The sequence below is a fragment of the Ruegeria sp. ABV3_008 genome (assembly GCF_056161185.1).
In genome coordinates, this window is sequence record NZ_JBSWYP010000009.1 from 43,916 (window position 1) to 54,871 (window position 10,956).

Genomic DNA, 10,956 nt, shown 5'->3' on the forward strand with positions numbered 1-10,956 from the left:
TGAGCAGACTAGCTGCTCTGGATGGTTCCCGACGGCCTGTGCCTGAGGGATGAAAATGGGAATACGGTGCGGCCCGAGGGCCAATGCCGTGACTGCCCCCGCAACTGTAAGCGGAGAGCGACGCCACAGAACCACTGGCCCCTAAGGTCGGGAAGGTTGGCCAAGCAACGACCCGCAAGTCAGGAGACCTGCCATCACAGTTTAACCAACCCGGGGCGGGGTGTCCCGGAAGGAGGCTCGATGGCACATCTGCGTGCTGATGCAACTCATGGCTTTTGCCTTCACTTGGCTTTTGTTCAAGTTGGCGACCCGTGCCATGGCTGATCATTTTGTCCTGATATGCGGCACCTGCAATGGGCCGATCCCCGCACATAAGGCGAAGGAAACGCTGGATAGCCAGCTGCCCGAGGGGTTCTCGACACGCCTGATCGACTGTATGGCCGGGTGCGACCGACCTATGACGGTTGGGCTGCAGGCCAAGGGAAAGGCGCAATATCTGTTTGGCGACATTCAATCCCCTGCCGATCTGAGCGCTTTGGCGGAGTTCGCCCATCAATTCCGGGACAGCGAGGATGGCTGGACCAGCGCCTCGACCCGTCCTTTGGCGCTCTACACCAAAACTCTGTCGCGCATGCCCTGCCTGCCAACGGAGGACACGGCATGAGCTTTCTGGTCGCTGAAAATCTGGAATACTACGCCCTGAACGGCGATGTTCTGCTGCGCGACACCTCGTTCACGCTGGAGGAAGGCGCGATATTGGCCGTTGCTGGCCCGAACGGAGCCGGCAAGACGACGCTGCTCAACCTCTTGTGCGGGGTCGCAAAACTGGCGCTGGGCGATGTGCGTATTCAGGGTCAAAGCCTGCGGAAACTGTCGTCGCTAGAACGGGCCAGACGGATTGCCGTTGTCGGCCAGCAGGAAATACCCGACGGGCGGCTGCAACTGCGCGATTATGTAGCCCTGGGGCAAATCCCGATCAGGGCCGACAAATCCGCCGAAGCTCGTAAAACGGATCTGCAGCGCGTATTAGACACCACCGAACTGTCCCATCTGGCTGGCAAACAGATGGCAAAACTGTCCGGCGGTGAGCGCCAGCGCGCCCATATCGCACGGGCTTTGACCCAGAACCCCTCGCTGCTGTTTTTGGATGAGCCGACCAACCATCTGGACCCGGATGCCAAGGGGCACATGCTGTCTCTGGTCGCCGAGTTGGGCGTGACGGTTGTGATGATCGTGCATGATCTGGTCATGATCCCCGAATTCGCCAGCCACGTGGCCCTGATGAAGAACGCGCAGCTGACGGCCTTCGGCCCGGTCTCCGAAGTTCTGACGCCAAACCGCGTGCGCGAGACTTTTGGTGTTGACTATTTGTGTTTCCAGCACGAAGGACGCGTGATCCCCGCGCTGGACATCCGAAAACGAAAGCTTTCATCTTAACAGGAGAGATTGATGAAACTGAAACTCTTGTCCGCTGCGGTACTAAGTGCACTAGCGGGCGGCGCTGCCGCGCAAGAGATCACCGTCGACAATTGCGGTGAACCTTTGGTGTTCGACACCAAGCCCGAGCGGATCGTGGTTCATGACATGAACATGACCGACATGGCCTTTGCACTGGGTCTTCAGGACAGCATCGTTGGCCTGACCGGCATCACCGGCTGGTACAAGACCAGCCCTGATTTCGACGCGCAGCGCGGTGACATTCCCGAACTCGCTCCGAAATACCCGACGGTCGAGAACCTCGTCGCGGTTGAGCCCGACATGTTCTTTGCCGGATGGTATTACGGCATGAAACCCGGCGGCGACGTCACCCCCGACACGCTGGAGCCCTTTGGCATCAAGACCATGGTTCTGACCGAAAGCTGCATTCACCTGAACACAGACCGTCCCGAAGCCAGCATGGACCTGCTGTTTGATGATGTTCTGCGTCTCGGCACGGTCATGCATGTCGAACACAAGGCGAACGCGCTGGTCTCGGGCTGGAAAGACCAACTGGCCGCGATCGAGGCCAAAACCGCCGATCTGGAAAAACCCCGCGTCTTCCTGCTGGACGGCCCGGCCGATGCGCCCTTTACCGCAGGCAAATATGCCATTCCCGACGCGATGATCGCAGCGGCTGGCGGCGTCAACGTCACCCATGACATGGACACTAGCTGGGGCCGCACCTCGTGGGAGGCTGTCGCCGCCTCGAACCCCGAATTCCTTGTCCTGCTGGACTATCAAACCGGCAACGGCGCGGCGGATACCTTCAAGTTCCTGCAGGAACACCCGGTGATGTCGCAGACCGATGCAGTCAAGAACGAGCGCTGGATCGGCCTGCGTTACGAAGAGCTGACACCGGGACCGGCAAACATCGAAGCGATCGAGAAGATGGCAACGGCGATGCACCGGGGTAACAGCTAAGATGACGAAAACGGGCCGGGCGGTCCTGTTGGGGGCGGTCATTCTGACCGCCCTTTTGCTGCTGTCGACTATCTACGGAACTACCCCGATCCCCTTGGCCGAGGTTTTCACCGCGATTGGGCTGGGTACTGGTGTGACTGAGGGCGACATGTCCCCTCTGCACCGGATTGTCTTTGACCTGCGCCTGCCCCGCGCGTTGTTTGCGGCAGTGATTGGGGCCGGGCTGGGTGTTGTCGGGGTCGTTTTACAAACGACAACGCGCAATGACCTGGCTGACCCGTTTCTCTTTGGCCTCTCGTCCGGGGCCGCTGCGGGCGCCGTTCTCGTCATCACTGTGACAGGCGATGTTCTGGGCATCTGGACCCTGCCACTTGCGGCCTTTTGCGGGGGCCTGATCGCGTCCGGCATTGTTCTGGCCCTGGTTCAGAGCCTGCGCACCAGTGCGCCAGAGAAACTGATCCTTGCAGGCCTGGCTGTATCTTTTCTGTTTTCGGCCATCACCAACTATCTGATCTTCGCAGGCGACAGCCGCGCCGCGCATTCCGTCATTTTCTGGATGCTAGGCGGCCTTGGTCTGGCCCGGTGGGAGACCTTTCCACTTGTCGTGCTAGGGCTGACCCTGATCCTGGGCTATTCCCTCTACCGAAGCCGTTGGCTTGACGCCCTTCTGACGGGGGATTTCACGGCCTCAACACTCGGCATTCCAGTGCAAGGCCTGCGATTCCGGATGTTTCTTGTCGCGGCCTTGGCCACTGCCAGCTTTGTGTCGGTGGCAGGCGTGATCGGGTTTGTCGGCCTGATGGTTCCCCATATCGCCCGAGGCATTGCCGGAACGCTCCACCGCAATCTCTTGATCACATCCGCCGTCGTCGGGGCCATCTTGCTGACGCTTTCAGACATTCTGTCTCGGCTGCTTCTGGCCCCGCAAGAGTTGCCGGTGGGGATCGTTACAACCTCGATCGGGTCGCTGTTTGTGTTCCTCTACCTGTTCAAATCCTCACGATCTGACTAGCACGGTCGTCATCCCAGGTTTTGCCGTCGTTCAAGCCAGCTTCCCAGCTCTTTTTCCGCCGAAAAAATGCTCTCACGGTTCAGTATCTGAGAGGTCATGGCCTTTGAGACCGCCCGCACGCGTTTGTTAATCGCAATATCGCTGGCATCCACCGGCAGATCGCCCACATCCAGCTTTTCATAGATCGACAGTAGCCGGTTCTGCACCGTCCTCAGGGCCAGCTTACGACGCAGCGCGATGGTTTTGTCGGGCAAACCAAGGGCGAGATCGGATAGGATTGCCAACTCAACCTCCGTCAGCGCCTCACCCGAGCGGCTCTGTTCGCGTTGGATCTGGTGGATTTCCCGGTCCACCATGATCTGCGCCTCGATCAAAACGGCGCGCAAAGCCAGATGCATTCGTGAGGGGCTGGCCGTTTTCAAAACATAGCCATAGGCGGCCTCTTTCGGAACGATCCGCGCAATGCCGCGCAGATAGGCCTCATCCGAGTAGTTGGACCAGAACAGAATGCGGGTCGCGGGGCGTTCCGACCAAATGGTCCGCGCGGCCTCGATCCCGTTGCGCTCTTTCATGCGCAGGTCCATGACGATGGCCTCAACACCATTCTGTCGGGCCTGTTCTTCCCCTTCCCGACCGTTCGAGGCGAGGCTCAGGTCGGTCACCTCAGGCAAGGCATCCTGAACCAACTCTCGCAGGTAATTCGCATGCATGGCGTCGTCTTCGACCAGCAGAACCTTCATGCCAACACCTCGGCTTTGGGGCATTCAGAAGCCGGTAGGCAGACCGTAATCTCGGTCCCGCCATTGTAGCGGATGTCAAACTGCGCCGCGATCAGCCGGGCGCGGGTTCGCATATGCGTCAACCCGCCCGAGGCCTGCCGGATTTCAATCGCCCCCATGCTGCGCCCATTGTCCCGCACGCGAAGGTGCAGCCCGTCCACGCATTCAATCTCGACCTCAATACGACTGGCCGAGGCGTGTCGGACTGCGTTGTTGATGGCCTCTTGTGCGATACGGAACAAGGCGATGCGTTTGGTTTGCGGCAGCCGGTCGACCATCCCGCCGGACAGGTCACGAACGTCAATTTCGACCCCTTCATCCGGGTCAATAGCGCGTTCAAGATGGGTTCGCACGGCGTGCTGAAAGCCGAACAGCTCCAGCAAAGACGGAATCGAGGTATCGATTATCTCGCGCAATCCCTGGATGCAGTTCCTCATACTGCTGCGCAGCCCGTCCAGATCCTGAGGCGTTTCGCACCGCTCCAAATCCCGGCTGATCCGCGTCATGTCGGCCAGAGTCTGATCGTGCAGATCCATCCCTATCCGTTGGCGTTCCAGCTCTAGCGCATCTGTAAGGCTGAGCGCCCCAAGCCGCAGCCCCTCTTCCCGCGCCTGCACCTCGGTCCGCATGATCGCCTCACGCCGAGCCTGTTCATTCGCACGCAGCGCATAGAAATACGGGGCCAGAATGTCAGCAATATTGCGCACCTGTTCGACGGCCTGTTCATCATAGAAATCAAGCTTTTGTGACGAACAGTTCAAGGACCCGATCGTGCGGCCCAGCACTTTCATCGCCACATTCACGCGGCTGCGCATATTGTGTTTGAGGATGGGATCATAGTCCCCGCCTTCGAACACATATCGCGGGTCCTCCGGCGCGTTTCCGGTCAGCATGTAGTCGCAATCTCCCCGCAGGATATCGCGCACGGGCGAGACCTCGACCGGGGCGCGGGTGCGGCTCCAACTGGTGCGCAGGCCGACCTCATAGCTTGTGTTAAGCCGCCCTTCCTCGTCTATCAGGCAGACATCCAGGTGATCGATTTCCAAAATGCGCACGATCTCGGATTTGACCGACCGCAATGCGGATTTGATATCCAGATTGCCCGCCAGATGGTTCGAAATCCGCAAGTAATAGGCAAGATCGGCCATGTGTTCTCTTTCGCAGCGCCAGCCTGCCGCAACCGGCATGGGCGAGTATATCGACCAGCGGATCGAGTGTCATGCGGGTCGCCGCAGCCTATTTGCGGGAACCCGCAAGGAATGCGCGCGTCCTACTCTTACTTTGCGCGTGTCCTTTAGGAATTTTAGGCAAGTCGGCCCCGTCAGGCTGGCACCAAAATCGTGCGGCGCTTGGGCCGCTTTGGGAGGAAAACATGACACTAAAGGCCATATTGCTCGGCGCTGCGGCCGGGATCATCACCCTGACAGCCCCGGCTGCCGAAGCGGATACATCCGACAAACGCATTGCCCTGTCCAACAACTACGCAGGTAATTCGTGGCGGCAAGCCATGCTGGAAAGCTGGCAGAAAAACGGAGATCAGGCCGTCGCGGATGGTGTTGTCGCCGCTGCTGACGCCTTTACGACCTCGGAAAATCAGGCCACCGAGCAGGCGGCTCAGATTCAGAACATGATCCTTCAAGGCTATGATGCGATCGTGATCAACGCCGCGTCACCCACCGCAATCAATGGCGCGGTCAAGGCTGCGTGCGATGCGGGTATCACGGTGGTATCTTTCGACGGCATCGTTCAGGAACCCTGCGCGTGGCGCATTGCGGTCGACTTTCAGCAGATGGGGCGCGAGCAGGTTAAATACCTGGCCGAGCGCTATCCTGATGGCGGCCACCTACTGGAAATCCGCGGTCTGGCCGGAGTGTTCGTCGATGACGAGATCAGCGCTGGTATTCATGACGAGGTGAAGAACACCAAGTTCGAGATCGTGGGCTCGGTCCACGGGGATTGGGCGCAGGATGTGGCTCAGAAGGCCGTCGCCGGTATCCTGCCCAGCCTGCCCGAGATCGTGGGCGTCGTAACCCAGGGTGGTGACGGCTATGGGGCGGCGCAGGCCATCGGGGCCACGGATCGTCCAATGCCAACCATCGTGATGGGCAACCGTCAGGACGAACTTCAGTGGTGGTCGGATGAGCAGGACGCAAACGGATATCAGACAACCTCTCTGTCGATTGCTCCAGGCGTCAGCACGCTGGCCTTTTGGGTCGCCCAGCAGATTCTGGATGGGCAAGAGGTTCCGAAGGACCTGACCGTACCCTTCCTGAGAATCGATCAGGCAGATTTGAAAGACGCCCTGAAAACAACGCCCAAGGGCTCGGTCGCCAACGTGGAATACACGCAGGATCAGGCCAAAGACGTCATCGCGTCGGCCCAGTAAGCGCGTGAAGACTGACAAGAAAACGGGACCCGGAGCCACCGCTGCACCGGTTGTCTCTCTGGAGCAGGCCCATCTGTCCTATGGGCCTGTTCTTGCCCTGCGTGGTGCGACGTTGAGCATCAGCGCAGGGGAATGCGTTGGACTTGTCGGCCACAATGGGGCCGGGAAATCCACGCTGGCGAATGTGATCAACGGCCGCCTGACGCAAACTCAGGGGACCGTTCACCATCGGAACGCAAATCCCGCCCTGCGCAACAGTCAAAACGCGCAGAAGGCAGGTATTCGCAGCGTGTTTCAGGAGCTGTCGCTCTGCCCGAACCTGACCGTTTTGGAGAACCTGCGTATCCCCTATCGCAACATGCCGCGCAAAGGCTGGCGGCGGGTTGCGCGGCAAAAGATGCTCGACGCGCTGGATCTTGTCTTTCCGGGTCATGGCATCCACGCACGCGCCACGGTTGGAAACCTGACCATAGCCGAGCGTCAGATGGTGGAAATCGCTATCGCCTTTGCCGACCGTGACCGAGAACCTAGCCTTGTTATTCTGGACGAGCCGACCTCATCCCTTGACGCCGCCATCGCGCAACAATTGCTGGACCATATCAAACGGTTCTGCGCCAAGGGCGGCGCGGTTCTGTTCATCTCGCACATGATGGGTGAGATTTTCGAAGTTTCGACCCGGATCGTCGTCATGAAAGATGGCCAGATCGTGGATGACCAACCTGCCAGCCAGTTCACCCGCGCCTCGATCGTGGATGCGATGGGGCATGTCGCGCCTGATGAAGACACCTCGGGCGCCGGGCGGGCAGATCGGACCCTCGGGGCCGAGGTCGTGCGGGCGGCGAACGGGTTGAACGCCCGCGCGGGTGAAATAGTCGGGTTGGCCGGGCTTGCAGGTCACGGACAGGCCGAAGCACTGGCGCAAATCTACTTCGACCACGCCCCAAAATGGAAATCCGCGCGCCAGCCCGAGGTGGTCTTTGTCGCCGGAGACCGCGCCCGCGACGGGATCATGCCGCTCTGGTCGATCCTGCGGAACCTCTCGCTGACCACCCTGCCCGAGTTCAGCCGAAAAGTGATGGTGGATCGCAGCAGCGAGGCGGACATGGTTCAAACCTGGAAAGACCGTATCGGCATTCGCACCGACAATCTTTTGAACCCGATCCTGTCTTTGTCGGGCGGCAACCAGCAGAAGGTTCTGTTTGCCCGCGCTCTGGCCTCCTCAGCACCGATTGTCGTGATGGATGACCCGATGCGCGGTGTGGATGTGGGCACCAAGAAAGACGTCTATCAGATGATCCAGGCAGAAGCCGCAAGAGGCCGCAGCTTCCTCTGTTACTCGACCGAGACCGACGAAATCCTCGAATGTGACCGGGTCTTCGTATTCCGCGCCGGTCAGATTGCCGCCGAGCTGGAAGGTGATGAGATCACCGAGGAGAACATACTGCACGCCTCTTTCCAGATGCAGGAGGCCTGAGATGACCAGCGACCGTTTGCGCCTTTTGTTGCCCGTTCTGTCTCTGGCCGTCCTGTTGGGCGCCGTATTCTATCTGCAACCCCGCGCGATGAGCTATTTTGGCCTGAACCTGCTGTTCAATCTGGCGATCCCGGTGGCCCTGGCGACCATTGCGCAAATGATGATCATCATGGTCAACGACATCGACCTGTCCATCGGCACCTTCGTGAGTTTCTGCGCCTGTGTCACAGCCACATTCGTTCACGACACACCTCTGTTGGGCTATGGCATTCTGGCCGGGGCGGTTCTGGCTTATGCCGCGCTGGGGGCCTTGATCCAACTGCGCGGATTGCCCGCAATCGTAGTGACTCTCGGCATGTCTTTCGTCTGGGGCGGGCTGGCGGTGCTGATCCTGCCTTCACCCGGCGGAGCGTCACCTGAGTGGCTAAAAACCCTGATGAATTTCAAAACCCCGCTGGTGCCGGTGGCCGTGATCGCTCCACTGGTCTTGGCTTTTGCCGTGCATCTGTTGATCAAGCGGTCCTGGGTGGGCGTGGTTCTTCAGGGCGTTGGCGGCAATGAACGCGCAATGGAGCGCGCTGGCTGGTCGGTCGTCCGCCTGCGGGCCTCTGCCTATGGATTGGCGGGCCTGTTCGGAGTGCTGGCAGGCATGTGCCTTGTCGGACTAACCACTGCGGCGGATGCCAATATCGCGCTGCGCTATACGCTGTTGTCGATTGCGGGCGTGATCCTTGGCGGAGGCGAATTTGTCGGTGGCCGCGTCTCGCCCTTCGGGGCCGTTATCGGGGCGCTGACCCTGACCCTTGCCGCCAGTTTCCTGTCCTTTCTGCGCCTCTCGCCAGATTGGCAGATCGGTGCACAGGGCGCGATCCTGATCCTCGTTCTGGCCGTGCGCCTGTTTTTTGTCCGTAGGGAGGTCTCGGCATGAGTGACCAAACTACCTCTGACGCGGGATCCAACCCCTTGCGGGCACTCGTGCAGAAACCGTGGCTCTGGGCTTATCTGGCTGCGGCGATCACCTTTGTTGCCACCAGCCTACTGGCCGGGTCCGGGGCGGGGTCGCTGCTTTATGCGGCGCTGACCTTTGCCTCTTTCTCGGCCATTGTCGGCATCGGGCAGATGCTGGTGATTACGCTTGGTCCCGGCAATATCGACCTTTCTGTTCCAGCTACAATGACATTGGCCGCCACACTGGCGCTAAAGTTCATGGACACGCAAACCGCGCTGATCCTGCCCGGCCTGCTGGTTGCAATCGGGATAGGCATCGGTTGCGGGATCGTGAACTTTGCGCTGATCCTGATACTGCGCATCCCGCCCATCATAGCAACCCTGTCTGCCTCCTTCCTGTACCAGTCGCTGGCGATCTGGTCGAACCGGGGGCTGCGTATCAAGCCACCGGACCCCCTGGCCGAGTTCGCCTCGGGTGGGACGTTCGGGGTTCCGAATGTCGCGTGGGTCGGCATTGCGCTGGCCGTCTGCGCATGGCTGCTTTTGGAACGCGCGATTGCAGGGCGGTGGATCTCGGCCATCGGGCAAAACCTGCGCGCGGCAAGGCTCAGCGGAGTCCCGGTGAACGCGGTGCGCTTTGGCATCTATGTCAACTCGGCCGTTTGTGCCGCCTTGGTGGGGTTTCTGCTGGCCAGCTTCTCGGGCGGGGCCAACCTGAACATGGGCACCGAATACATGCTGATGTCCATTGCAGTCGTCGTCATCGGTGGGTCGTCCATTGGCGGAGGCAATTCGAACGTGCCGGGCATCTGGGGGGCGGCACTGTTCATGTTCCTGATCGTATCGATGCTGAATTCATACGGTCTGGGCGCCGGAATTCGCCTGATTTTGACCGGGCTTGTGATTGTGGGCGTAGTCACTCTGGCCAGCCGGAAGGGATATAGCGCATGAGTCATTTGCAGACATATGAGGTCATCCGTCCCGTGTTTCGGGACCTGATCCACTCCAACCTCACGCTGGCACGGATCGCGACGGGCCATGTCTGGACCGAGGGGCCGGTCTGGTTTCCAGCGCATGAAACGTTGCTGTTCTCGGACATACCAAATGCCCACATGTATCGCTGGACCCCGTATGGCGGCACCAGCTTGTTCCGCCAGAACTCGAAATACTCCAACGGCAACACGCGTGATCGCGAGGGGCGGCTGGTGACCTGCCAGCACGCAACCCGTTCAGTGGTGCGGACCGAACATGATGGGCAACTGACAACAATGGCTGACCATCATGATGGCCGCCGATTGAATTCGCCCAACGACGTGATCACCCGGTCGGATGGCTCGATCTGGTTCTCGGATCCGACTTACGGCATCCTCTCTGATCTTGAAGGTCACAAAGCCACGCCCGAACAGGAGGGCAGCTTTGTCTTCCGCCTTGATCCCGGCGCTCCGGACCCCACCATCGTTTCGCGTGATTTCGTGCAGCCGAACGGGCTGGCATTCTCGAAAGACGAAAACCGCCTGTACGTCGCCGAATCCGGCAGCAGTCATGATCCGGACGTTCCTTCTTTACTGAAGGTCTTTGATGTCCGGCCGGACGGCGGGCTTGGCAAACCCAGCGATTTCGCCGCGATTGATCAGGGTCTGCCCGACGGGCTACGCGTAGACCAATACGACAACGTCTGGTGTTCAGCGGCGGACGGAGTGCATGTGTTCTCACCCGATGGAGAGCTGCTGGGCAAGGTCAAAACGCCCGAGACCGTCGCGAACCTGTGTTTCGGTGGCCCGCGCGGCAATATGCTGTTCATCACCGCAACCACCAGCGTCTACGCAGTTCACGTGAACACCAAGGGCGCTGTCGGCTAAGCAAATTCTGGACTTCCGATCCTCGCCTAGACATGGTGGCGATGTACGCAAACCCCCTCAAAAGGGTTTGCCCGAAACATGCCACCAACAAGGGTCCA

At 59.9% G+C, this 10,956-nt stretch carries 11 protein-coding genes and 1 riboswitch; of the genes, 9 read left to right on the forward strand and 2 right to left on the reverse strand.

The window, feature by feature from the left end:
* Nucleotides 1-5 precede the first annotated feature (5 nt).
* Nucleotides 6-210, forward strand: a riboswitch (cobalamin riboswitch).
* 106 nt (nucleotides 211-316) lie between these two features.
* The 4 genes from ACXAH8_RS15635 to ACXAH8_RS15650 are packed head-to-tail and all read left to right on the forward strand — an operon-like array spanning nucleotide 317 to nucleotide 3,412.
* A complete protein-coding gene (locus ACXAH8_RS15635) occupies nucleotides 317-664 on the forward strand; it encodes a DUF1636 family protein (RefSeq protein WP_475219757.1) in 348 nt (115 codons plus the stop codon).
* A complete protein-coding gene (locus ACXAH8_RS15640; RefSeq protein ID WP_475219758.1) occupies nucleotides 661-1,437 on the forward strand; it encodes an ABC transporter ATP-binding protein in 777 nt (258 codons plus the stop codon). The genes ACXAH8_RS15635 and ACXAH8_RS15640 overlap by 4 nt, the downstream gene beginning before the upstream one ends.
* Before the next feature lie 12 nt (nucleotides 1,438-1,449).
* A complete protein-coding gene (locus ACXAH8_RS15645) occupies nucleotides 1,450-2,400 on the forward strand; it encodes an ABC transporter substrate-binding protein (protein ID WP_475219759.1) in 951 nt (316 codons plus the stop codon).
* A gap of 1 nt (nucleotide 2,401) precedes the next feature.
* Entirely contained in the window at nucleotides 2,402-3,412 is a 1,011-nt protein-coding gene (locus ACXAH8_RS15650; RefSeq protein WP_475219760.1) for a FecCD family ABC transporter permease, read from the forward strand.
* 8 nt (nucleotides 3,413-3,420) lie between these two features.
* On the opposite strand, the gene ACXAH8_RS15655 is transcribed toward ACXAH8_RS15650, so the two are convergent.
* Together ACXAH8_RS15655 and ACXAH8_RS15660 are read right to left on the reverse strand one after the other, a co-directional pair.
* On the reverse strand, nucleotides 3,421-4,176 hold the full coding sequence (locus ACXAH8_RS15655) for a response regulator transcription factor (protein WP_475219761.1): 756 nt from the start codon (nucleotides 4,174-4,176) through the stop codon (nucleotides 3,421-3,423).
* A complete protein-coding gene (locus ACXAH8_RS15660; protein WP_475219762.1) occupies nucleotides 4,149-5,339 on the reverse strand; it encodes a GAF domain-containing sensor histidine kinase in 1,191 nt (396 codons plus the stop codon). Before ACXAH8_RS15660 ends, ACXAH8_RS15655 begins: the two co-directional genes overlap by 28 nt.
* A gap of 224 nt (nucleotides 5,340-5,563) precedes the next feature.
* Here ACXAH8_RS15660 and ACXAH8_RS15665 point away from each other — a divergent pair, with 224 nt between their 5' ends.
* From ACXAH8_RS15665 to ACXAH8_RS15685, 5 genes are read left to right on the forward strand one after another with little or no spacing between them, the layout of a single operon-like run.
* Nucleotides 5,564-6,577, forward strand: a complete 1,014-nt coding sequence (locus ACXAH8_RS15665; RefSeq protein ID WP_475219763.1) for a substrate-binding domain-containing protein — start codon at nucleotides 5,564-5,566, stop codon at nucleotides 6,575-6,577.
* Between the two features lie 4 nt (nucleotides 6,578-6,581).
* Nucleotides 6,582-8,051 carry a sugar ABC transporter ATP-binding protein gene (locus ACXAH8_RS15670; protein WP_475219764.1) on the forward strand — a complete coding sequence of 490 codons (1,470 nt, stop codon included), beginning with the start codon at nucleotides 6,582-6,584 and terminating at the stop codon, nucleotides 8,049-8,051.
* A gap of 1 nt (nucleotide 8,052) precedes the next feature.
* Nucleotides 8,053-8,979, forward strand: a complete 927-nt coding sequence (locus ACXAH8_RS15675; RefSeq protein WP_475219765.1) for an ABC transporter permease — start codon at nucleotides 8,053-8,055, stop codon at nucleotides 8,977-8,979.
* On the forward strand, nucleotides 8,976-9,950 hold the full coding sequence (locus tag ACXAH8_RS15680; protein WP_475219766.1) for an ABC transporter permease: 975 nt from the start codon (nucleotides 8,976-8,978) through the stop codon (nucleotides 9,948-9,950). Before ACXAH8_RS15675 ends, ACXAH8_RS15680 begins: the two co-directional genes overlap by 4 nt.
* Complete coding sequence (locus tag ACXAH8_RS15685; RefSeq protein ID WP_475219767.1) at nucleotides 9,947-10,858, forward strand: SMP-30/gluconolactonase/LRE family protein; 912 nt, start codon at nucleotides 9,947-9,949, stop codon at nucleotides 10,856-10,858. The genes ACXAH8_RS15680 and ACXAH8_RS15685 overlap by 4 nt, the downstream gene beginning before the upstream one ends.
* The last annotated feature ends 98 nt before the right edge of the window (nucleotides 10,859-10,956 follow it).

Bases quoted from the DNA above. Each gene is read 5' to 3' on its own strand.
- ACXAH8_RS15635 (WP_475219757.1), top strand. From the start codon at position 317: ATGGCTGATCATTTTGTCCTGATATGCGGCACCTGCAATGGGCCGATC.
- ACXAH8_RS15640 (WP_475219758.1), top strand. From the start codon at position 661: ATGAGCTTTCTGGTCGCTGAAAATCTGGAATACTACGCCCTGAACGGC.
- ACXAH8_RS15645 (WP_475219759.1), top strand. From the start codon at position 1,450: ATGAAACTGAAACTCTTGTCCGCTGCGGTACTAAGTGCACTAGCGGGC.
- ACXAH8_RS15650 (WP_475219760.1), top strand. From the start codon at position 2,402: ATGACGAAAACGGGCCGGGCGGTCCTGTTGGGGGCGGTCATTCTGACC.
- ACXAH8_RS15655 (WP_475219761.1), bottom strand. From the start codon at position 4,176: ATGCCCCAAAGCCGAGGTGTTGGCATGAAGGTTCTGCTGGTCGAAGAC.
- ACXAH8_RS15660 (WP_475219762.1), bottom strand. From the start codon at position 5,339: ATGGCCGATCTTGCCTATTACTTGCGGATTTCGAACCATCTGGCGGGC.
- ACXAH8_RS15665 (WP_475219763.1), top strand. From the start codon at position 5,564: ATGACACTAAAGGCCATATTGCTCGGCGCTGCGGCCGGGATCATCACC.
- ACXAH8_RS15675 (WP_475219765.1), top strand. From the start codon at position 8,053: ATGACCAGCGACCGTTTGCGCCTTTTGTTGCCCGTTCTGTCTCTGGCC.
- ACXAH8_RS15680 (WP_475219766.1), top strand. From the start codon at position 8,976: ATGAGTGACCAAACTACCTCTGACGCGGGATCCAACCCCTTGCGGGCA.
- ACXAH8_RS15685 (WP_475219767.1), top strand. From the start codon at position 9,947: ATGAGTCATTTGCAGACATATGAGGTCATCCGTCCCGTGTTTCGGGAC.